This window comes from Streptomyces sp. NPDC004721 (genome assembly GCF_053601495.1).
Map to the genome: position 1 here is coordinate 1 of NZ_JBSGBZ010000076.1, position 23391 is coordinate 23391.

Here is a 23391-nt window from a genome sequence, read left to right on the forward strand (position 1 = left end):
TCGGATAGAAACGGTACTTGAACGCCCGCTTCACCTGAATGGCCGTCATACCTCACAAACTATCAAATCAGCCTGTGACGATCTGCTGGAATCCGGGCAGTGGACAACGAATCGCCCAGCGGCGATTCGCCACTCCCTGCCCTGCTCCGCAGGAGTCCGATTCCTCCCCAGCCTGAAAGCAGGGGTCTCCTCGGAGGTACCTCGATGAACACGGAATCCACGGCGCACGCCGCAGACATCGAAGCCATCGAACAGGTCGTAGCCACCGTCGAGCACTCACAACAGCACAAGGACCCCGACGAGTTCCTCACCCTCTTCCACCCCGACGCGATCTGGACGACGAGCGGCGGCAAGGTCCTCATAGGCCTCGACGCGATCTCCGAGTTCACCCGCAAGGTCCTCCCCGCGGACGACTGGGACGGCAAGGTCACCTACGAGGTGGTCCACGTGTTCTTCATTCGCCCCGACGTCGCGGCGGTCAAGGTCCGTCAGCTCTACCTGACCCCGGGCGACGCGAGCGAGGGTGCCCCGCTGTACGTGATGTCCAAGCAGGACGACGGCCGCTGGTTGCTGACCGCCTGCCAGAACACGGCGGTCGTCGCCGACTGATCGATCCCAAGGGATCGGCTGTACGTCTGATCAACGGGGTGGTTCAGCCGACCGCCGCCTGCTGAGCTTTGTCGATCAGCGGCTGCCGAAAGTGGATCACGAGACCTGGCACTACGCGATGGGTCACGTAGCTCGGTCGCGTGGTCGGGCTCCTGTCGCGAGAAGCACGGCGATCGTTTCGGGTAGGGCCCGGTCGTCACCGATAAGCAGTGAGGGATGACGATGGCACATCGACCCCTCGGATCAGCCTCCCGCGTGTCGGTCTCGGCCAGGCCCTGGGGATCGAGGAGCAAGGCACCGAGGGGGGGTGTTCTCCCGGTCGCGTTCACAGCCAGCCGCGGCGCGCCGCCTGCCAGGCCAGTTGCATGCGGGTGTCCGCTCCCGCGTGCTCCATCATGCGCTGGATGTGGCGTTGGACCGTGCGGCGGCTCAGGCCCATCTGGGAGGCGATGGCCTTGTCGGCGACCCCGGCGACCAGCAGGGACAGCAACTTGCGGTCGGTCGGGGAGAGGGGGGCCGACGGCTCGGTGTCGACCTGCTCCAGGGCGCCGGAGTCGTCGACGTGCAGTGGGACCGCGTCGTCCCAGTAGCTCTCGAAGAGGGCGGTCAGGGCGCTGAGCAGATTGCTGTCACGGACCAGTGCCGTGGTCGGTTCGTCGGGGCTACCGTTGGGGCCGCCGGGCACCAGCGGGAAAATCGCGACCGCGCGATCCGCGACGGCCAGGCGGAGCGGGAGGTGCGGGACGGAGCGGGCGACCTCGCCCGCGCGGACGCCCGCGACTACGTTGTCAACGGTTCCCTCGTCGTCGAAGAACGCTTTCTCGTACAGCACGCGGTAGGTGACGCCACGGGCCAGGGCCTCGAACTCCTCCCGGTTGGTGCCGGACGGCATCGCGACGTACTGCGCCCTGCAGAACCAGAGCATCTCCTCTCGCGCGTTCGTCTGGATCTGCCGCAGGTGCTGGCGCAGCGCCTCGGCACCTGTGATGACCTCGAGGAGCTGCCCGGCGTTGTGCCGCCGCATCGTGTCCTGGTACGTCTCGATGAGCCGGGCCGCCTCCACACGCGCGAGGTCCAGCGCGTCTGTGCCGCTCTTGATGCGGGGCAGGAGGGCCACGTCGGGCGGGACCGGACGGAAAACGCGCGGTGCGCCGTCGGTGTGGCTGGCCAGGCCCATGGTGGTGAGCGTGTCGAGGATCCGTGCGGTCTCGTCTCGGGGCAGGGCCGTGCGCTGGACGATGTCGTCGACCGTCGCGCGGCCGGACGTCACGAGGAGCCGGTACACCGACTCCTGCACGTGTGAGACCCCAGCTGCTTCGAGCACCTCGGCCCGTCCTCCCCGCTCGCCACTGGCCTGGGCGGTTGAAGACGTTACTACACAGGGAGGCGGGCGGGCCGTACAGCGGCCCGCCCGCCCACCGGACTTTCCGACGTCACGACCCCTGCAGACAAACCTGTCGGACCGTCTGCCGGAAGCTGTTGCCCGAGCCGTCCTCGGCGATGACGCGGAGCATCACGTAGGCACCAGAACGGCAAGGCAGGATCCCTGCCGACCCGTAAGCGCCCGTGGCCCCCTGCCCGGACCGGGTCCGGGCAGGGGGCCGCGGGTCGCGTCCCTCCCAGCACCGGATTGGCCTGGGAGGGCGTGTCGCGCTAGCTGACCACGAAGGTCGTGGTCCCGGTCGACGTCGCGTAGGAGCCGGTCGGCTGGTAGGTCGCGACGACGTCGTACGTGCCCGCCGTGGCGATGGCCGGCATACGGTAGTCGGCCTTGCCGCCGCCGAGCTTGACGATGCCGGAGTACGAGGCCCCGCCGCCTTGCCGGACGATGTGGACGACAACGGTGCCGGTCACCGGCCCGGGGCCGGCGGGGGTGACCTGGACCGAGATCTTCGGCTTGTCACCCACCTTGATGGGCGCTGGCGTCGTGAGGGTGGTGCGCGTCACGACGACATCCGGCGGCACCAACGCGCTGGTGCTGGTGCGGTGGACGCCACCGGTGTCGGTGCCGGCGTAGACGGCCTTCCCATCCGGGCTGACCGTGAGCGAGCGGATCGACATGGCGTTGAGACCGGCGCCGGCCGGCGTCCAGGTCCGACCTCCGTCGGCGCTCACGAACGCTCCTGACCCGTTCGCCGTGAGTCCGTGCGGTCGCCACGCCGCACTGCCGGCGACCAGCAGCGGGGCACCGGCCTTCGGCCCGTCCGGTACCGTCACGCCGACGAGAGCGACAATGTTGGCGTACGAGTCCGGAATCGTGGCGTCGGCGAAGGTCGCCCCTCCGTCGAAGCTGACGGCGACGCCTGGTTGCTTGCCAACGACCACGTGGCTGGGGTCAGCGGGGTCGACGTACACCGACTTGACCGGCGTGGTGGTGAGCTGCTTCTCGGTTTCGCCGCCGTCGTCGGTGCGGTAGAGGCCGTCATCGGTTGCCAGCCAGATCCGGTCGGCGTTGCTGGGGTCGAACAGGATCTGGTTGATCCGCCGCCCGTCGGCGTGGGTGCGCCAGGTGGCGAAGCCGTCGTGGGAGACCATGAACCCGGCGTCGCTGATGGTGCCGTAGGAAACCGCGATGGTCTGCGGCTTGATGGGCGACACTGCGAGCGCAAACGGAGTGAACTCGGCCTTCGGTCCTACCTTGGTGAGGTTGGCGTCGGTCGCGTCGGGTCCGCCGGTCTTGATCACGGCGCCACCGGTGGCGTTGTTGCCGATCGCCCACACCTTGCGGTCACCTACGGGCGACTGCGTGACCTGCCTCAGCTGCGTGCCGATCATGCCCTCGTGGCCGATGGACCCCCAGTCCTGGGCGTCAGCGGAGAGGGCGCTCAGCGCCCGCACGTGCATGCCCTCGCCGTCCACCGCGCGCAGCACCGGAGTGCCGTCACTGGCGGTGCCGACCGAGACACCGGTCACGGTGGTTGCGGAAATGCCCGACTTGGTCCACTTGGTGCCGTCCTGGGTGTGGTAGAGCCCGGCGCCCTCCATCGTCATCAGCACGTCGCTGGCGGGGCGGCCCGGCCAGTGGTCGACGTCCATGGCGACCGGGCCACGCACCGGCAGTGGGTGCGACGTCCAGGTTTCGCCACCGTCCGTGCTCGTGCTGAACGAGCTCAGCCCGTTGAGGTAGATGGAGCCATCGACGGCAGCCATGGACGTGACGTAGCCCTGTCCGCTGGGGCCCTTGTCGGTCCACGTCGCCCCGTGGTCGGACGAGACGATCGCGTTGCCATTGAAACCGACCCCGACTGCTGCGTTGTCGTCGGCAGCCATGGTCCTGACGAACTGGGAGGAACCGTTCGGTGTGAAGGTCCGGACGACCTCGGTGCCGCCGCCCGCCGCGTCCGCCACGCGGTAGATGCCGTTGGAGGTCGACACGAGCAGGTCACTGCCGGAGAAGGCGGCGCCGGTGACGTTGCCGGCCCAGCTGGCGGGGATGTGGCGCCATGTCTGCCCGGCGTCGGTGCTCAGGTAGGCCCCGTCGTCGACGATCGCCGCGAGGGCCGACCGGTGGCCGACCAGCTTACTGATCGCGACGTCGGGGAACGGCAGCACGGTCCACGTGTTCCCGGCGTCGGGCGTGTGCACGATGCGTCCGTGGTAGCTCGGATCCAACACCGACCTTCCCGCGGCGCTGTTGAGCGCCACGAAGAAGCCGCCCGGCGTCGACGTGTCGGCGACCGGGATCCCCCATCCGTCGGCGACCGGCATGCTCCGGACGCGGGTCCAGGTCTTGCCGTAGTCGGTGGTCAGGAAGGGGTTGACCCCGGTCGGTGCCGTCGCCAGCGCCGTCCCCGGAGCGCCGGGCGACATCGCGACGGACTCGCCGGTGCCGAGCAGGCCGACCTGCTCCCAGTCGCCGGGCTGGTCTTTCTGCTCGGACTGGATGACCGCGTCGCCGGTGAGCGTGCGGCCGCCGACGGTCGTCTTGGCGTGCAGGCGGTAGGTGCCGACCTCGCCGAGCGGCACGGTTCCGCGGTACCAGCCCGGGTTGTCACCCACGGCTGTGAGCGAGGTCGTGGACGCGGCGCCGGACGGCGCGGTTGTGGTGAGCGTCATCGCGCCGTCGGGCGCCATCGGGGAGTAGACGAAGACCTGGCTCTGCCCGGTCGCGGGCGAAGGAGTCGCCTGGATCTGGAGTCGACGCACGTATGCGGCATACGGCACCCTGACGGTCGTGCCGTCCGAGACGGTGCCGACCAGCACGCCGGAGGTCTCGCCGTCGGTGGTGTCGATGGTGGGGTTGATGGTGAGCTCCACCGACGTGTCGCGGCCTGCAGCGACGGTCACCTTGGACTTCGACAGGGTTGCCTTCCCAGTGCTGGCGTCGGATGCCTGAACGGCCAGGTCGATGGTGACAGCGGTGGCTGCGCTGTTGTGCAGGACCACTGTCTCGGTGGGGTTGCCCCTGCCGGACATGTCGGCCAGACCGAACGAGACGGCGTCGGGGGCGGCGGTGACGTGCTGGTCGACCGCTGCGGCGACGTCGAGCTTGCCTGCGCCCTGAGCGGACGGCGAGGCCTTGGCGTCGCTGGACGCCAGGGGCTGGGCGCTGCCGATCAGCGCCGCGCGGACCTGTGTGGCCGTCTCCTCAGGATGCGCCTGGACCATCAGTGCCGCCGCGCCGGCGACGTGTGGCGAGGCCATCGAGGTGCCAGAGCTGCGGTACTGATTGCCGTCGACGTCGAACGACGACGGGATGTCGGACATGATCTCGAAGCCCGGGGCGACGATCTCCGGCTTGAGCGTCATCGCATCGCTGGGGCCTCGTGAGCTGAAGCCCGCCAGCTTGTCTGTCTGGTCGGTCGACCCGATGGTGGCCTTGGCGATGCCGGCGAGCACCTGTTTCTTGAACGTCTGGTAGAGCCCCGAGGAGATGTTCATCATCACCAGGCTCTTGCGCCGCAGGTCGAATCCGCCGTTGTCGAGCACGCGGGTCTGCCCGAAGACACCGCCGCCTCCGCCGCCCTGGCCGGGGTCGGTCGGACTCGCGCCGTACAGCAGTACTCCGGCGGCGCCGTGCTGCTCGGCGATCGTGGCTTGGGCGAGGTGGTAGCCGAGCACATCGCCGAGAGACGTCACCGGGTGGCTCTGCATGACGACGATGTCTCCGGTGACATCTCCCGCGGCGGCATACCCCGCCTCGGAGCCGTCGCCCACGTCAACCAGCTTGGCGGTGATTCCACCTGATGGCGCGTTCGCCGAGAGCGGGAATCGCGTGACGTCGAGCTTGCGCGGGGTGTCACCGTCGAGGGTGAGGGTCGGGTCGCTGACGCCGGTGATATCGGCACCGACCGCGATCACGCCGGGCGCGGCGGCCGGCGTACTGATGGTCTGGCTGTTGGGGCCGGCGTTGCCCGCGGCCGCGACGACGATGGTGCCCTGCTGCACGGCCGCGGTCGCGGCGCGCCCGACCGGGTCCGCGCCGTCGCCAGGCATACCCAGGCTCATGTTGACCACGTCGGCCGGGTGGGCGCTGAGCGGGTCGGTGGCGGCGTCCAGGGCCAGCAGCAGGTTGGCGATCGTGCCGCTGCCGCCGCGGTCCATCGCCTTCCATGCGGTGAGGGTCACGTCGGGCGCCATCCCGGTGAGGTTCGCGCCGCCCGCGCCGATGGTACCGGCCACGTGGGTGCCGTGGAGGTTGTCGTCCATGGGGTCGTTGTCGTTGTTGACGAAGTCGTAGCCGTCCACGACGCGGTGTCCGGGTCCGAAGCCTCCACCCAGGTCGGGGAGGCTGTAGTCGATGCCGGTGTCGATCACGGCCACGGTCACGCCGTCGCCCTTGATGTGGGCGCCCTTGGCGTCGGACTTCTCCCAGACCTGGGGCGCTCCGGTCGCGGGGATGTTCGCTTCGTTGAGGATGTGCGCGGTGGCGTCGACGGTGACCCTTGAGATGCCGGGGGTGCTTCGCAGCTTCGACAGCGCTGCGGGGTCGACCTCGGCCACGACGGCGTCGAGCACTCCGGTGACGCGATGATGGCTGTTGAGCTTGACGCCGGCCGCGCTCAGCCGGCTGATGACGGCGTCCTGCTGACGCTCGACGGTGGCCTTGGCGCCCGCGTACTCGGCGTGGAAGTTGCGCCTCGCCGTCTGCGTCAGGTTGCCGTGTGAGCGCGCCACCGTGGCTGGGCCGACGACGCCTGTGGCAGTCGGGCCGTCGAACTCGACAATCACCTTGACCTGGTCACCTGAGGGGGCCGCCGATGCTTCCCCAGGTGGCAGCGCCAGCGCGGCTGGGACGATCGCGCTGGCCGCGATCGCGGCCAGTCTTCGACGGGATATGTGAGACAAGGTGAGACCTTCCGATTCGCTTCGGGGGTTCCACCTGTTCTAGCGCGAGCGATTCGGGCAGGAACGAGATTCCTGTGGCACAGGTGGGACATGTCGCAACGGCGACAACCGACCCGCCGGCGCTGGGAGTACGACGGGTAGGGCAGGTCGGACGGAACGGACGTCGACCGGCGGCCAGTGTGATACGTCGGACATCGCGGTGTCGGCGCCGGACTGGCTTCCTGGGACGGGCCAGGGCCCGACCGCGTCCCCGCCGACGCCGTCCGCGATGTCGCGGCCCGCTACTTCCAGGCGGACAACGCCGACCTGGTGCTGACGGGTCCCCCGCCGGCAGGGCGGCGCCTTCCGCTGCCGCGCGGCCCACGGCCTGACCGCGGCAGGACGCAGCCGGTACTCACGGCGGGACAGGGCGAGTACACCCTGTGTCTGGACGCCCGGGAGGGCCAGGAACAGCGCGTGGCCGAGCTGCTGTGGCAGGAGGCCCTGCGGATGGCGAGGGCCGGAGTCACCGAGGAGGAACTCGCAGAGGAGCTGGCCGGGTTCCGCGAGGTCTCGCTCGACCCGCGGTCGGCGTCCTCCGAACTCGGCGAAACGGCCGCGTGTCTGCTGCTCGGGCTCGACTATCAGGACGCGCCGACACGGCTGGACGCCCTGGCGAGGGTCACCCCGGAACAGGCAGGGCAGGCGTTCACCACCGCGCTCGCCACCGCCCTGCTCGTCGTCCCGTGCCATGTGGAGGCGGCTGCGGCGGCTCGACGGCAACTCTCCCACCCAGGAGATCTGCTCCACCACGCGTGTGTTCCCGCCGGACGTGCGGGTGTTCAAGCCCTCGTTGTTCAAGCGGACCGTCTCTTCCGCCGCCCGTGCGGCCCGGCTCGGAGTCGGCCACTCCGGACTGTGGTGCTGCGACGCCGACGACGACATGCATCATGTGCCCTTTGACGAGGTGCAGGTCAGGGCGAGGCGGCAGACACAGGCGGGCGGATTGGCGTTCACACGGGGCCGCGATGCTCCGTCACGCCAACAGGACTCGTTTGCGTAGAAGTTCGAATCCTGCGCGGCCGAACATCTGGCAGCGGGAGCGAGGCCTCGGTCCGTTCGGCCGCTGTCACCGCGCGCCGCGTCCTCATCGCCGACGAGCGATGAGGACGCGGCGCCTGGGTCATCCCTCCTTCGTCAGCTTGCCGGCCGTCCGCGCACCTGGACCTCGGCGAGCGACAACGGGTCGGTTGAGGAGGCGAGTTGGACGCGGACGTACCTGCCAGTGGTGTCCTCCGGGAGCTGCACGGACGTGGGGCGTCCGGCCTGCCCGGTGACGTGGACCGCCGTCACGCCGGGCGTGGTCCGGGCCGCGTCCAGGCGGTCCGCCGTAATGGGCTGGTCCGATGTCATGACCCAGAAGTCCCGGAGCCGGTTGGCGCAGCAGTCGGTGCGGTTCCAGATGTCGACCGTGGACAGGCGGGATGCGGTGCCGAGGTCCACCTGCCACCAGGCCTGGTCGGAAGGTTCCGCCGTGTGCGTCACGGACCCGGCGGAGAAGTTGCCGTCGGTGTTGCCGTCGACGGCCCGTGAGGCGGGTGCGTCCCAGGCCGTCGCCTTCTGCGTCGCGGGCCGGCCCAGGGCGAGGTTCTCCAGCGCCACCGTCACCTGGAGGGTTGCGGTCGTCGTCAGGCGCCCGTTGCGCAGCGTGACCTTGATCGGGTACGTCCCTGGTGCGCTGTCGGAGGGTGCCGTCACCGTGAGCGGGATCCGGCTCTCGCCCGCCCCCTGAAGCGGGGCGACGCGGGTCGTGCCGGGGGTGACGGCCCAGCCTGCTGGTGCGTCGAGGGTGATGTCCGTCTGCGGTGCCTGGCTGCGGGAGGTGTTGGTCACATCGAGCGTCCCCTGGACGGTCTGGCCCGGATGGACCTCCTTCGGCAGATCGGCGCGCGTACGCAGCAGGGTCTGGACGCCCGGCGTGCTGATCTTGAAGACGTAGGCGTACTTGCTGCTGGTGGCCGCGGGACCGGCGGCCGGGGTGTCGACGACGACGCGTCCGGCGGAGTCCCGGTGCCAGGGGAGTTCCGCTCCGTCCGAGCCGAGCAGCGTGATGCGGGTGCTGTGGTCGGCCGGGACGTCCGGACCGAGGGTGAGGTGGTCGCCCGGCCAGCTGAGCGCGGTCGCGTAGAGGGCGCCGTCCTTGACCGTGTAGCGGACGTTGTCACCGCCGGCGGGTTCCTCGGCGTGGTTCCAGTACGTCGTGCCGTAGATGGCCTCGCCGTTGGTCTTCAGCCAGGCGCCGATGTCCCGGAGCCGCTGCTGCTGGAGTTCGGGGATGGTGCCGTCGGCGCGCGGTCCGATGTCGAGCAGCAGGTTGCCGTTCTTGCTGACGATGTCGACCAGCGAGTCCACCAGCTGATCAGAGGTCAAGTAGTCGGCCTCGGTCTCGTTCTGGTTGTAGCCGTAGGAGTGCGCGATGCCACGGCTGGCTTCCCACTTGACCGGGTCGATGTCGGGCTTGACCGTGTACTCGGGCGTCTGGAAGTCCAGTTCCGTGCTGTCCAGCTCACCGGTCTGGATCTTGCAGCGGTTGGCCACGGCGACGTCCTTTGGCTGCGCGCGGTCCTTCGCCTGGTTGTAGAAGTGGGCGATGACGGGCGCCGTCTTCCAGTACGAGGCGGGCTTCTCCCACTGTCCGTCGCACCAGAGGATGTCGGGGTCGTAGTTGTCGATGAGCTCGCGCATCTGCGGCGCCATGTAGTCGTCGACGTAGTCGGCGACCTGCGGCGCTCCGGTGTAGGGCACGGTGGCCCCGGTGTAGGGATTGCGTACCGGCTTGCCCGTGTACGAGGGGTTGTACCACTCGTACAACGAGTAGTAGAAGCCCGTCTTGAGCTTGCCGTCCTTGCGCGCGGCCTTGAACAGATCGCCGGCCAGGTCGCGCCCGGGTCCCAGGTCCACGGTGTCGCGGCCGCTGACCTTGCTGTCGAAGAGGGCGACACCCTCGTGGTGCTTGGAGGTCAGCACGAAGTACTTGGCGCCCGCATCGTCGAACAGCTTGACCCAGGAGTCCGGGTCGAACTTCTCGGCCTTCCACTGGTTGATGAAGCTGTCATAGGGGGTGTCGGCCCCATAGGTGTCGCGGTGGTGGGCGTTCGTGGGGCTACCCTGAGAGTTCATGTAGTTCCAGTACCACTCGGCGTAGCTGCCGCGTGGGCCCCAGGCGGGCACCGAGTAGGCGCCCCAGTGGATGAAGATGCCGAACTTGTCGTCGTTGAACCACCGGGGCGTGGGGTGGCTGTTGAGCGAGGCGACCGTGGGCTCGTAGTCGGGCTGCGCCTGCGTCACCGCCTGCTGTCCGGGCCCGCTCGCCGTGGGCGAGGCCCCGATGGTGGCGGCGATGGCAGCCAGCGCGGCCGCGCAACTGGCGGCGGTGCGTCTTGTGCGGCGTCCACGGCGTCTGTCACGTTGCCGGATCACTGTGGTTCCTCCCTGTTCGTCAACGTTCGTCAACGTTCGCGGTCAAGGGCGGTAGTCGGCGTAATGGGCCTGGACCTGCCCGGGATCGAGTGCTTCGTCCCAGGTGAAGAGCTCGTCGAGGTCTCCGCGCAGGCTTGCCTGCGGGGTGCCGATCGAGCGCAGCGGCAGCGGCACGGAGGCGTCGACTGTGCCCACGCGCGTGCCATCCGCGTACAGCGTGGTGTGCCCGGGTTCGGTCACCCAGGTCAGCTGGACCCACTTCCCGAGGGGCAGGGTGTAGTCGAAGCTGTAGTCGGCTGCTCCGTAGCGGGTGAATCCGACCTTGCCGGTGCCGTACTGCTGGAGCTTGAGCGCGCCGGTGCGCGAGCTGAGCAGCACCTGGTCGCTGGTGCGTCCGGAGAGCCGGACCCAGGTCGACACGGTCCACGGCTCGGCCACGTCCAGACCGCCGAATCCCACGCCGTCGCGGTCGCTGTCGAACCGGAAGGCCTGGCCGCGTACTCCGTCGTTGATCAGCGTCGGATTGTTGATGATGTACGAGGTACCGGGCAGGTCGCCGGCGAGGTCCTCGGCCGTGATCGTGTTCGGCGAACGGCTGGCGTAGGTCCAGCCACTCGGGTAGGGCGCGGAGTCGAAGGACCAGTGGTGGCTGGGGCGGCCGTCGCCGGTCCTGGGCGGCTCGGACGCGGTCGTCACGCCGGGCGGGTCGCCGAGCACGGCCACGCGGGCACGGAAGTCGCTCAGAGTGTCGGTGGGGACCGAGGCGTTCCAGGCCCGGTCGGCCAGGATGGCGCGGCCCGCGGCCATGTTCTGCTCGAAGTAGCCGTCGGCGGCCCAGAAGTTGTAGTCGGCCCAGTTCATCAGCCCGGAGCCGAGCATGTCCGAGGCGGTGCTCGGCGTCCAACCACCGTACATCCAGGACTCGTTCGGATAGAGGTTGTGGTAGTTGTTCGGCGTCACGTAGAAGGGCCCGATGGCGATCTCGTCGTGGTTCGGGATCACGGGTGCGGTCCCCGTCCCCTCCCAGGTGAGGAAGACCACCGAGGAGTGCACCGACTGCTGCGGTGCGGCGAGGTGCTCCGAGCCGTTGTAGACCGCGGTGCGTTTGCCGTGGCGGATCACGACGTCGTCGAGGGCGTTGATGTACGCGTTCAGCGCGTCGCCCATCGTGGTGACCGTCGGATCGGCGTCCAGGTACCGCTTCAGCCGGGGGCAGTTGGCGAGTTGGCCGGGCAGCTCGTCCGCGCCGATGCTGAACAGCGGCGCGTCGAACCAGCCCGCGAACTCGTCCACGATGCTCCGGGTCACCTGGAGCGTGCGCGGGTTGGTGAGGTCGAGGATCCAGTCCGGCGTGAGGTGGGAGTGCGTGTGCGCCCCGGTGCACGGGTCGGGCCCGTCGCCGAAGCCGATCCCGAACGCGTTGCTGATCACCGTCGCGTGTCCCGGGACGTCGATGCCGGGCATCAACTGCACGTGCTGCTGGGCGGCCACCGCCTTCAGCCGCTCGATGTCGGCGCGGTCGTAGCTGTGCGCGGGGTCGGCGAGCCCGGGGAACTTGCGGCTGAACAGCCGGAAGCCCTCCGCGTCCGAGAACTGCAGGAACAGGGTGTTCAGCTTGAGATAGCCCATCCTGCGGATGAGATTCTCGAGGTAGTCCGGCTGCCAGTACTTGCGACCGGCGTCGAGCATGACCATGCGCACCTGCTGGGCGGGCCGGTCGAGGCCGCGGCCGCGCGGTACGGCCCGGTGCCGCGGGTCGGCCCGCAGCATCTGGAGCAGCGTCCTCGTTGCGTAGAACAGTCCGTGAGTGGAAGCTGCTTCGACACGGATCGCGCCGGAGCTGGCGAACCGATAGCCCTCGGCGCCGAGCGCGGTGTCGTCGGCCAGCCCGAGCAGGATGTCGCCGTCGGCCGGATCGCGCTCATCGCTCGTGACGCGTAGCCGCAGCCCTGTGACCTGCTGGATCTCGGCACGCAGCGTCATGGCGAGTTCCTGCACCGTCTGCCGGGCCGGTCCCGGCAGCTCCGCGCTGCCCGCCTGGGTCCGCGTGCGCGAGCGCGCCCGCGGGTCCACGACGATCCGCGAGTCGGCGGTGAGGGAGACGGAGCCGCCCAGACTGCTCCAGGCCGTCGGTCTCGGGACGACAGGCGGCGGATCGGCTGCCGACCCGTCTGCCAGCGCGGGTTGCCCGCCCAGAGATCCGATGACTACCGCGAGGAACAGCGCAAGAATGACCGATATTCGGCGCACAGCCGCCTCCTGGGGCAGTTTGATTGGACGAAGGTAGTCGTGGGGTGTGGCGCCTACAAGAGGGCAGCTGCGTGAAGATGACGTAAAGTCGCGCTATCCGCGCACAATCACGCACCGAAGACCCCTCTCCGTTGACGGCCATTTCGGCGCTGAACCGAGCTGGACAGACCGATCCCCCGATGGGCAGACGAGCACGTGAAGCTCCGGGCGAGCAGGTTGATTTTGGTCGACAAACCCCATCTACCAGGAGCTTCTTCTCTTCCTGGACACCGCCCCCGTGCCAACTGGACAGCTCTCAGCCAAGTTGGAAGCGGCTCGCTGTCACGGCCAACAGCCCGACGGGTCAACAGCGCGGACTACGGGCAGATCACCAACGGAATTGGGCCCAGGACTGAGGAGGATCACATGGCAGCACTCCAGGCCTCTGCAGGTGGCCTCAAGTGGTACCGCGAAGCACGGTTCGGCATGTTCGTCCACTGGGGACTCTACGCACTGCACGGACTGGGCGAGTGGAACATGTTCGAGGCCCGCACATCCCGGGAGGAGTACTCCCGCCTCGCTGATGACTTCACAGCACCAGGCTTCGATGCAAAGGCCTGGGTGAACCTGGCCGAGGAGGCGGGGCAGCGCTACATCACGGTCACGACGCGGCACCATGACGGCTTCTCCCTCTACGACACGGCACTGTCCGACTACAAGATCACCAGGACACCGTTCGGCCGTGATGCGCTGGCCGAACTGGCCCAGGCCTGTGCACAACGAGGACTGAAGCTGGGCGCCTACGTGTCACTGATCGACTGGCACCATCCAGCGTTCCGCTTCCGCACTGAGTCGAGGATGGCGTGGGAGGACTATCTGGTGTTCCTCCACGGCCAGGTCGAGGAGGTGTGCACTCAGTACGGCGAACTCGCCCAGGTCTGGTTCGACGGTGACTGGCCCGGATCGTCTTGGCACACGGACCACCGAGACTGGTTTGCTCCCGGGGGCCAGTACGGCTATCCCGAACTGTATGACATGGTCCACCGGCTCCAGCCCGATGCCGTGGTCCTCAACAACCGCAAGTCTGTCCCACTGCCGCCTGGGGAGGATGTCCAAGGATTCGAGAACGACCTGCCTGGCGAGAACACCGCTGGGTTCAACACCGCAACCGTGCTCGACGGGCCCAAGGAAACGTGCCTGACCATGAATAGGACCTGGGGCTACGTACCCGACGACGACGCGTACAAGAAGGTGGATGAGCTGGAGTCGACCGTACGACGGGCCTGGGCTGCCGGCAGCAATCTGCTGCTCAACGTGGGCCCCCGGGCGGACGGCGTCATACCCCCGCGTGAGCAGGACCTCCTCCGGGCGGTCGGAGCGCGTCTGCGCACCGAGCAAGTCGCCTGACCTGCCTGACCGGACCGCGGGAGTGTACGTTCGTACACTCGTAGACGTAGGTGACGCGCATGCAGATGGACCACTCCGCGCAGGATCCGCGCACGAACCTGGAGCGCATGCAGGCGGGCGATCTCTACATCACCGACGATCCCGAGATCACCCGCCGCCAGCAGCGGGCCGTCCGCCTGGCCGCCCGCTACCAGGCCGCCTACACCGAGGACTCCGACGCCGCACAGCCGCTGCTGCGCGAACTGCTCGGTTTCCTGGGTGAGCGGGCCCATCTGCGTCCGCCGCTGCACGTCGACTACGGCAGCAACATCACCGTCGGAGCGCGCACCTTCGTCAACTACAACCTCACGGCGCTGGACGTCGCGGCCATCACGATCGGCGAGGACTGCCAGATCGGCCCCGGCGTCCAGTTGCTGACCCCGACCCATCCGTTGGAGCCGCAGCCGCGGCGCGACAAGCTCGAAGCCGCCCGTCCGATCACCATCGGCGACAACGTGTGGATCGGCGGCGGCGCCATCGTCCTGCCCGGAGTCACCATCGGTGACAACTCCGTCATCGGCGCCGGCGCCGTCGTCACCAAGGACGTGCCCGCGAACGTTGTTGCCGTCGGTAACCCCGCCCGCGTGGTACGGAGCCTGTGAGCCTGCCGCCATGGCCACCGGATACACCGACCCCCAGCGCCGCGCACGCATCCTCGACGCCACCCTCGACCTCATCGCCGAGGAAGGCATCGCCCGCGTCTCCCACCGCAAGGTCGCCGCGCGCGCCGGCGTCCCCCTGGGATCCATGACCTACCACTTCAGCGGCATGGACGAGGTGCTGCGTGAAGCTTTCGGCCGGTTCACCGACCATATCGTCGCCGTGTTCGACGACCACCTCTGCGTTCCGGCCGACCCCGGCCAGGCCCGGCAGGCGGTGGCCGACCTCGTCCACTCGCTGTCCGAAGGCGACGGGCGCGACCTGGTACTCACGCAGGAGCTGTACACGCTCGCCGCTCGCCAGCCCGCCTATCGGGAACTCACGCATGAGTGGATGCGCCGCAGCCGCGTCCATCTGGAGAAGCACTTCGACGCGGACACCGCCCGCCAGCTCGACGCGCTCATCGAAGGGCTGACTCTGCACCGAGCGCTCTCGCGCCAGCCGCACGACCAGGCCCTGACGCTCGAAGCGATCACCCGCATCACCGCACCCGGGGAGCGTTCCCGCTGACCCCCGTGCGGCACGAACCTGACCGGTGCCCCACGGGCTTCCATCCCCTTCCGCTCCCCCGACCGGAGACCGCTGCGATCAGACCGGCCTACGGGCCGGGCTCGCTCATGGCTTCGTCGACCTCTTGCCGCCGCCGGCGTGCGGTGCGCGGTCCGGTGGTGAGCCCGAGCATGGCAGGGGTGGCTTCCGATCCCCCCGCAGATCCACACGAAGCGTGACGCCACCAGCAACGCGACCTGCCGACGATGGCGGCCAGGTCGCTCCCCGAAGGATGCACACGAGGCCTGGCGGCTCGCCTATGACGGCCGTGTGCTCAGGTAACAGGGGGTGTGAGCTGTGGACGGCGCCGTAGACGGAGGTGCGCACCGTTCCTCATCCCGGCGGTGGCGCGGCCGTGCGGTTTCCCTCCAGCAGCCCTCGTCGCGCGCGCACGACGACATGGCCATCCTTGCCTTGCCCACCCCGCGCTGAAGCCGCACAGACTCACAGCAATGCGGTTGAGGCGGAAACCGACGGGTCGCGAAATCGCCCCCAGAGCGGTCACCCGTCCCGGCAGCACACATTGCGAAATGTCACACAGATGGGCGGCGGTGTGGTGGATCCGGCAGGGTCAGCGGACGATGGACAACGGAGCAAGGCCGAGGGGAAGACGTCCCGATGACTGTTGCGAGCCGCGACAGGCTCCGGCGCGGTGGCCTGCGGGCCCTGCAGATCGTCGCCGTTGCCGCGCTGTACTACGCCTCCGGCAGGCTGGGACTCCTCCAACAGCTCGTGCGTGGCCAGGTCACGCCGCTGTGGCCTCCGACCGGCATCGCCCTGGCCGGCCTGCTCCTGATCGGAATCCGGGTCTGGCCCGGGATCGCGCTCGGCGCCCTCCTGATCAACATCCCACTGGGACCGTCAACCCCCGCCGTGCTCGCCATCACGACAGGCAACACCCTCGCACCCCTCATCTCCTACACACTCCTTCGCCGCACCGGGTTCCGCACCCAGATGAACCGCCTCCAGGACGCGCTCGCACTGGTCTTCCTCGGCGCCTTCGCCGGCATGCTCATCAGCGCGACCGTGGGCAGCAGCACCCTGCACCACGCTCACGCGCTGCCCCCCGGCGGCTTCTGGCTCACCTGGTGGGTCTGGTGGACCGGCGACGCCATGGGCGTCCTGCTGGTAGCGCCGCTGCTGCTCGTCCTCCGCCCGGCCCGCTGGCCGAAGGACACACCACCATCCAGATGGGCGGAGGTATCGCTGCTCGTCGCGGCCACCATCGGCGTCGGCCTCCTCCAAACCTCCCGCGCGCCGCTGCTCTTCCTTGGCTTCCCGCTGCTGACCTGGGCAGCCTTCCGCTTCCAGCGCGCCGGAGCCACGCCCTGCGCGCTGGCCGTATCCACCTTCGCCATCCTCGCCGTCACCCGCAGGACAGGCCCGTTCGCCAGTCACACGCTGATCACCAACATGATTTCACTGCAGGCCTTCAACGGCGCCGCCGCGCTGACCGCGCTGCTGCTCGCCGCGGCCATCACCGAGCGAAACCAGACCCAGGCAAAGATCGAACAGGCCTGCAAGAGGCTTGCCGAGATGGTAGCGAAAACTGCGCCAGACACTGGCGGCCCGCCAGCGCTTCCCGGCGCCCAGGGCGACGGGGAGGAGAACGGCGGACGGAGCCGACCACCGTGATCAATCAACAAGTGCCACAGGGGACCGCGAAGCCTCAATCCAGGGAGCCGCCACCCCGGGAAGGGTCACGTGAAGCTTGGTGGTGAAGCCGCCGCGAGAGCAGCCGAGCGCCTCACCTCAGCGCCCATCTCGTCAGAGCGAGATACAGATGAGTGCGGCGGTGGGCAGGCATGCGCCTAGCTAGGTGTGCTGTTCGAACGGGTCGGTGACGCGGCTGACAGGGATGCGGCTCGGGTGCATCCTGTTTACCGGGTGTTGCGGCTCGCCGAGCGGCAAAACGGACACCAGCCACGCCGCCCCGGTTCGTCCTGACTTCCTTCGCCGTGTGCCCACACCCGTCTCATGTCCCGCTTCCACAACGCCGATGCGAGCGGCCAGGCCGATGACGGCGTCGCCCGCTCAGGCTTCTCCTACTGGCGCAAGACGAATCTCAGACCACTGACCTGGGATTTCTCTCTGTAGCCGGTGACGAGAATCGAACGCGTGCTCTCAGCTTGGAAAGCTGCGATCCTTCGTGGCAGGTTCGGGCGCCGACCTGAGCGAACAGCGACACGGCGGCCTTGCCGGGCGGGGCGGCTTTCACCGTGAGTCCCCGCTCTTCCCCCTCGATCCGGTGGGGTTGTGATGCGGCGGACTTCAGCGCTGGAGTCGGACGCCGGCGCTATGACGTCACCCCCGACACGGTGATCACCGAACTCGACGACCGCGACCGGCTGCTGCTCGCCGGCCGCATGGGCGTCCATGCGCTCGGCATTCCGGGCGCCCGCCGGCGTCGGCTTGGTCAGTCGGCAGGGCCGGGAACCTGACAGGCTTCGACGCGCCACAAGAGCCTGCGAGCCAGGATTCGCTCGATTCTGTCGTCAGAACACTTGATTCGAGCGAGATAATCCGTCATCGTGCTTGAAACGACTACATGACTTGCCGTTCATGCACCTGAGGTGGGGGGTCCTTCATGAACGACATCGACCGCGCCATCCTGCGGGAGCTGCAGGTCGACGGTCGCATCCCCTACGCCGAGCTGGGGCCGAAGGTGGGACTGTCGCCCTCGGCCGCAAGGCACCGGCTGCAGCGATTGATCGACACCAAGACGGTCCAGATCGTCGGGGTGACCGACCCGATGACCATGGGCCAGCAGACGGTGGCGCTCCTCGGCCTGCGCGTCGAAAGCGATTCCCGCGCGGTGGCCGATGAACTGTCCCGGCATGACGAAGTCGTGTACACGGTCCTGACCTCTGGCCGCTATGACCTGTTCGCCGAGGTCGTACGCGGTCGCCCTAGTGATCTTCTGGACTTCATCAACGACGTCGTACGGGCCATCGAGGGCGTCACATCGGTGGAGGCCTTCCCCTACTTCGCGATTCACACCCACCGCTTCTTGTGGGAAGTCGACTAGAGGCATCCGAGCATCCGCGCCGGGCCTGCCCACACCACGCTCCACCCACCAGCCGAGGAATCCCGCATGCCGCACGACGAGTACCGCACCATCGACTTCTTCGCCCAAGGCGCTCTCCCCGCACCCCAGGTGACACTGGCTCAGGCGGAGCACATCGGCACCCGACACCTTGGCATCGACGTGCGTGCGCAGGCGCTGGGAAGCCAGCAGGACGCCAACTTCCTGCTGCACGGCGACGATGGCACGGCCTTGGCCATTCTGAAGATCGCCAACCCTGCCTTCGGCCCCACGGAGATCGAAGCCCAGGACACCGCCGCCGACCTGATCGCTGCGGCTCACCCAGAACTGCGCATCGCCACCGTCCTGCGCCGCCCCGACGGCTCACCGCAGTGCACGACGGTGGACACCGAGAGCGGGCCGGCCATCGCGCGGCTGATGCGATACCTGCCCGGCGGTCCACTCTCGGGACCACGGCACCTGTCCCCGAGCACGGTGGCGGCCATGGGCACGATCGCCGGAAAGGTCAGCACCGCCCTGCGCGACTTCCACCACCCGGGCCTCAAGCGCGTTCTCCAGTGGGACCTGCGGCACGCCGACCGCGTCGTCGCCAAGCTCGCAGAGCACATCGACGAGCCCGAGCGGCGCGCCGCCGTTCAGGCCGCGACCGCCGACGCCTGGGCGCGGGTCCAGAAGCTTGCCGCCGTGCTGCCGTCGCAGGCGGTGCACCTGGACCTCACCGACGACAATCTGATCTGCTCCCCCGACAGCCGCCTGCCCATGCCCGACGGAGTCATCGACTTCGGTGACGTGACCACGAGCTGGGCGGTGGGCGAACTCGCCGTATCGCTCTCCTCGATGCTCCACCACGACGGGGTCGAGCCCCATCACGTGCTGCCCGCCGTCCGGGCCTTCCACGCCGTCCGGCCGCTCTCCCCGGAGGAGGCGGAGGCGTTGTGGCCGCTCGTGGTCCTGCGCGCGGCCGGCCTGGTCGCCAGCGGGCGGCACCAGGCCGCCGTCGACGAGGACAACGCCTACGCCAAGGCCGCGCTCGACCGCGAGTGGCACATATTCGAGCAGGCCACCGGCCTGCCCATTCCAGTGATGGTCCACCTCATCAAGGACGCGATCGGCCTGGCCGACGTGCCTGCCCACTCCGATGCACCGGCGCACTTCCTGCTGCGCGGCCTCGCCGCCGACGACATCACCCTCCTCGACCTGTCCACCGGCGCCGACTCCATGGACGACGGAGCCTGGCTCGACGCCGGCGCCGAGGACAGGCTCTCGGCCGCCGCGCTCGCGGACGGAGCAGCCGCGGTGGCCACCCGGTACGCGCATCCACGGCTCACTCAGGCTCCGGCATTGTCAGCCGTTTCCGCTCCCACGGTGCCCACCGGCATCGACCTGTGGCTCGGCCGGCCGGTCGTGGCGCAGGCCCCAGCCGCGGGGAAGGTCCTCGCCACGGCACCGGGCCGTGTGGAGATCGCCTACGGCCCGCAGGCGCTGACGTTGTCCTTCCCCCGCACGGTTCGCCCAGTGGTTTCCACCGGCTCGACGGTCCAGGCGGGCGAGGACCTCGCCCATCTCCCCACCGGAACCTCGCTCCACCTTGCGCTGCGCAACGCCGACAGCCCTTCCGTCCCTCCGTCGGTGCGCCCCGAATACGCCGTCGGCTGGCTCGCGCTCACCGCAGACCCCGCCCCGCTCATGGGTCTCCGGGCCGCCGGCCGTGCGCAGGACAGGGACCTGCTCGACCGACGTGACGCCGTGTTCGCGACCGTGCAGGAGCACTACTACGCCGAACCTCCCCGCATCGAGCGTGGCTGGCGCCACCATCTGGTCTCCACCGACGGCCGCTCCTACCTCGACATCGTCAACAACGTCACCCCGCTGGGCCATGCGCACCCCCGCGTCGAGCAGGCGGTCTCCCGGCAGTTGCGACGGCTCAACACCAACTCGCGATTCCACTACGCCTCGGTGGTGGAGTTCACCGAACGCCTCGCCGCCCTGCTGCCCGAGCCCCTGGACACGGTGTTCCTGGTCAACTCCGGTTCCGAGGCGGTGGATCTGGGCCTGCGGCTGGCCATCGGTGCCTCCGGACAGCACGACGTCGTCGCACTGCGAGAGGCATACCACGGCTGGACCTACGCCTCCGACGCAATCTCCACCTCACTCCAGGACAACCCGAACGCCCTGGCAACCCGGCCGAGTTGGGTCCACACCGTGGACTCGCCCAATTCCTATCGCGGCCTGCACCGCGGGGCGGATGCGGTGAGCTACGGGCCCGAAGCCGCCGCGGTGATCGACGAGCTGGCCGCTTCCGGTCGCCCGGCAGGAGCCTTCCTCAGCGAGACCTTCTACGGCAACGCCGGTGGAGTGGCCCTGCCCGACGGCTACCTCGCCGAGGTGTACGCGGCGGTCCGCCGCCACGGCGGTCTGGCCGTCGCCGATGAGGTCCAGGTCGGCTACGGCCGCCTGGGACACTGGTTCTGGGGCTTCGAGCAGCAGCAGGTCGTCCCTGACGTCGTCTGTGTCGCCAAGGCCATGGGCAACGGGCACCCCCTCGGCGCCGTCATCACGTCCAAGTCGGTTGCGGACCGGTACCGCGACCAGGGTTACTTCTTCTCCTCCACCGGTGGCAGCCCGGTCTCCAGCGTCGTCGGCCTCACCGTCCTGGACACCCTGCGCGATGAGGATCTCCAGGGCAATGCGGTGCGCGTCGGTGGCCGTCTGAAGAGCCGGCTTGAGGCACTGGCCGACCGCTACGGCATCATCGGCGCTGTCCACGGCTCGGGCCTCTACCTCGGCCTCGAACTCGTCCGGGACCGCGTCACCTTGGAACCCGCCACGGAAGAGACCGCCGAACTCTGCGACCGCATGCTCGACCTCGGCGTAATCGTCCAGCCCACCGGTGACCACCTCAACATCCTGAAGATCAAGCCGCCGTTGTGCATCGACGCCAGCGCGGTGGACTTCTTCGTCGACATGCTGGACCACGCCCTCGCCCAACTCGGTCACTCCCACTGACGTAGTACGTCCGGTGGCCGGATCTGACGCTGCCTCCGAGAAGGGTGCCGGCCCGTCGGCGTAGCCGTCGTCGTCTCGGGCAGGCTCGCACCCGCGGCGGCGGGTACGGCACCCACCTCGGAAGGCGGCTCGTCCCACGGTGTCTGCGACATCAGTCCGGGTCCGGATGTCCTCCAGGACGGCATCGAGGACAATCCCCAACCGCCGGCAAGCACATCCACGGACGGGGCTCTGACGCCGGCGCCCCGGCACGCCGACGACCGGAGGAAATCCGGAGCGTGGGCGGCGACTCCCAGGCGCTCCACCGTCTGAACCAACGCCATTGACCGTACTGATCAAGGCCGAGCCTCATAGCCGACAGCTCGGAAGGAACCGTCTTGTGTGTCAAGGCAAGAAGAGGAAGACGTTGAGATGAGTCAGGCACACCACATCCACGGTGACGTCACCCTCCACAAGGGAGGTGCTGAGCTCATCGACCGGCTGGAGCCTCTGTGGCTCGCGCTGCACGCTCACCACCAGTCAATCGAACCGGGGTTCGCGTATTTCCCGGACGAGCGCTCCTGGGAACTGCGCCGCTCCTGCTATCGGCGTTGGATCTTGGAAGAGGGGTCCTTCATCCTCCTCGCCGAACGTCACGGCCAAGCGGTCGGCTACGCCTTCGTGGAGATCCACGCCGGGCCCGACGACACCTGGGTGACTGGCAGCCGCATCGCCGAGCTCCAATCGCTCTCTGTCGCATCGACCGAGCGTGGGAACGGCGTAGGCACACTGCTGCTCGACGAGGTGGACGCTGAGCTGAACAGGCTCGACATCGGCGATCTACTCATCGGAACTTTTGCAGCCAACACCGGTGCTCGGCGCCTCTATGAGCGTCGGGGGCTGCAACCGGTCCTCACGTACTATGCCCGCTTCTCCGCCAGCGGGAGGCAGCCCCGCTAGTAATCTGACCGGACAGATCGCTGGTCAGACTGGAGATCATCGAGTCCCTGCCGGGCACGGGCCCCGCCCTCGGGGCCGAGTTCGTCGTTGCCACTTGAAGAAGCGCGGCGAGGACTGCAAGCACGTCCAAGCCGTCATCGCCCTGGCTCCAGGCCAAATGGCTCCGCGGACGCGTGGCCATGTGCGCGCCTCCGGGACCGAACCGGCTACAACTCCTCTCTACCCGGTGCACCAGGCATCAAGCCCCCAGACTGCGGAGCAAACGGCCTCACCGCTCCTATCCGGCCGTCTGAACTCCGGCAAGGCGGTGCCTGCCGGTGGCGGAGGGGTGGCGCCGCCTCAGGCTGTTCGCGGAGCGGGCGCTCCGGGCGCTGGAGGATCGAGCCGGGCGATGAGGGTACGGCCGACCCGCCGGAGTTCCTCGTCGTGGTCGCCGCTCTCGAACCTGCGGCCGCGCCGGGGCAGGGCCAGTTGCTCGCTGACTGCACCGCGAGAACGGAGCTTACGCAGCGTCAGCGGATTCTGGGGGCGAGTGGGGAAGGCGGGGCCGAGTGGGGCGGGTTGATTCTGGTCCAGCCTTGTGGGGTCACCCGGCAGTCGTCGCCGTCGTCCGCGTCCATGCGGGAGTGGCCGTGCACATGCAGGTGGTCCTGCTCCAGGCGGTAGGTGAAGCCGCCCATCATGCCGACGACCCGGAAGAAGATCCGTACGGCCGGTCCCTCCGTCAGGGGGGCCACCGGCGGCAGCAGGTGTTCGATCTCCTCGAAGCAGCGGCCGGTCCGCTCACGCAGCAGCGCGTGGAAGTGGTCCTCCAGCAGGATTGCGGGGGCGGGGAGCGGCCGCACCCCGACCGGTTCCAGCAGCTCTCCAGCAGGTGTGCGTGCCCCTGCTCGCGCGCGATGTCTACGGCGCGCCGCCCGTCCCGAGTTCGCTGGGTGCGCCAGGCGCCGTGCGCGAGCAGCCGGGAGACGACGGCGAAGTCCGCGCCGTGCCAGGCGGCTTGATGCAGCGGGGCGAAGCCGCTGCGGCTGCCGCCTCGGGGGAGGCTGACCCGCTCCGGATGTCTCCCCAACTCCGTGAAGAGACCACTCCAGTCGGCGTCCCGGGCCAGGTCGGAGAACCGGTCCCGCTCGGTGCGGTACCAGTCGTTGTAGCGCTCG

15 protein-coding genes are annotated in these 23391 nt (G+C 68.8%); 10 read left to right on the forward strand and 5 right to left on the reverse strand.

Translation table 11 applies throughout. From position 1 onward, the window contains the following. The first annotated feature begins 204 nt into the window (after positions 1–204). Complete coding sequence (locus ACWEK3_RS37685; RefSeq protein ID WP_450547796.1) at positions 205–609, forward strand: SgcJ/EcaC family oxidoreductase; 405 nt, start codon at positions 205–207, stop codon at positions 607–609. Between the two features lie 325 nt (positions 610–934). Here ACWEK3_RS37685 and ACWEK3_RS37690 read toward each other — a convergent pair whose 3' ends face one another. Beyond that, complete coding sequence (locus tag ACWEK3_RS37690) at positions 935–1933, reverse strand: helix-turn-helix domain-containing protein (RefSeq protein ID WP_453251779.1); 999 nt, start codon at positions 1931–1933, stop codon at positions 935–937. Positions 1934–2262: 329 nt separating this feature from the next. Then, positions 2263–6897 (reverse strand): S8 family serine peptidase, encoded by a 4635-nt coding sequence (locus tag ACWEK3_RS37695; protein ID WP_453251780.1) that lies wholly within the window; start codon positions 6895–6897, stop codon positions 2263–2265. A 456-nt stretch (positions 6898–7353) separates the two neighbouring features. Here ACWEK3_RS37695 and ACWEK3_RS37700 point away from each other — a divergent pair, with 456 nt between their 5' ends. After that, positions 7354–7839 (forward strand): hypothetical protein, encoded by a 486-nt coding sequence (locus ACWEK3_RS37700; protein WP_450542234.1) that lies wholly within the window; start codon positions 7354–7356, stop codon positions 7837–7839. Positions 7840–8073: 234 nt separating this feature from the next. Here the strand turns inward: ACWEK3_RS37700 and ACWEK3_RS37705 are convergent, their stop codons facing one another. After that, positions 8074–10356, reverse strand: coding sequence for an alpha-L-fucosidase (locus ACWEK3_RS37705; protein WP_453251781.1), 2283 nt, complete (start codon positions 10354–10356; stop codon positions 8074–8076). A gap of 42 nt (positions 10357–10398) precedes the next feature. Then, complete coding sequence (locus ACWEK3_RS37710) at positions 10399–12606, reverse strand: family 20 glycosylhydrolase (RefSeq protein ID WP_453251782.1); 2208 nt, start codon at positions 12604–12606, stop codon at positions 10399–10401. Positions 12607–13011: 405 nt separating this feature from the next. Between ACWEK3_RS37710 and ACWEK3_RS37715 the strand changes: the two genes are divergently transcribed. The 8 genes from ACWEK3_RS37715 to ACWEK3_RS37750 all read left to right on the forward strand — a co-directional run bounded on the left by ACWEK3_RS37715 (position 13012) and on the right by ACWEK3_RS37750 (position 22231). Next, the gene (locus tag ACWEK3_RS37715) at positions 13012–13992 is read left to right on the forward strand and encodes an alpha-L-fucosidase (protein WP_450542229.1); all 981 of its coding nucleotides are present in this window, start codon (positions 13012–13014) and stop codon (positions 13990–13992) included. A 59-nt stretch (positions 13993–14051) separates the two neighbouring features. Continuing rightward, positions 14052–14633 carry a sugar O-acetyltransferase gene (locus ACWEK3_RS37720; protein WP_450542227.1) on the forward strand — a complete coding sequence of 194 codons (582 nt, stop codon included), beginning with the start codon at positions 14052–14054 and terminating at the stop codon, positions 14631–14633. A gap of 10 nt (positions 14634–14643) precedes the next feature. Further along, positions 14644–15201, forward strand: coding sequence for a TetR/AcrR family transcriptional regulator (locus ACWEK3_RS37725; protein ID WP_450542225.1), 558 nt, complete (start codon positions 14644–14646; stop codon positions 15199–15201). Between the two features lie 657 nt (positions 15202–15858). Continuing rightward, positions 15859–16875, forward strand: a complete 1017-nt coding sequence (locus ACWEK3_RS37730; protein WP_453251783.1) for an MASE1 domain-containing protein — start codon at positions 15859–15861, stop codon at positions 16873–16875. Positions 16876–17558: 683 nt separating this feature from the next. Then, positions 17559–17681, forward strand: coding sequence for a hypothetical protein (locus tag ACWEK3_RS37735; protein ID WP_450542222.1), 123 nt, complete (start codon positions 17559–17561; stop codon positions 17679–17681). A 146-nt stretch (positions 17682–17827) separates the two neighbouring features. Next, positions 17828–18268 carry an Lrp/AsnC family transcriptional regulator gene (locus ACWEK3_RS37740; RefSeq protein WP_450542220.1) on the forward strand — a complete coding sequence of 147 codons (441 nt, stop codon included), beginning with the start codon at positions 17828–17830 and terminating at the stop codon, positions 18266–18268. A 66-nt stretch (positions 18269–18334) separates the two neighbouring features. Next, positions 18335–21292, forward strand: coding sequence for an aminotransferase (locus ACWEK3_RS37745; RefSeq protein ID WP_453251784.1), 2958 nt, complete (start codon positions 18335–18337; stop codon positions 21290–21292). A gap of 411 nt (positions 21293–21703) precedes the next feature. Beyond that, entirely contained in the window at positions 21704–22231 is a 528-nt protein-coding gene (locus ACWEK3_RS37750; RefSeq protein WP_453251785.1) for an N-acetyltransferase family protein, read from the forward strand. Positions 22232–22743: 512 nt separating this feature from the next. Here ACWEK3_RS37750 and ACWEK3_RS37755 read toward each other — a convergent pair. Continuing rightward, positions 22744–23076 carry a hypothetical protein gene (locus ACWEK3_RS37755; RefSeq protein WP_453251786.1) on the reverse strand — a complete coding sequence of 111 codons (333 nt, stop codon included), beginning with the start codon at positions 23074–23076 and terminating at the stop codon, positions 22744–22746. Between the last annotated feature and the right edge of the window lie 315 nt (positions 23077–23391).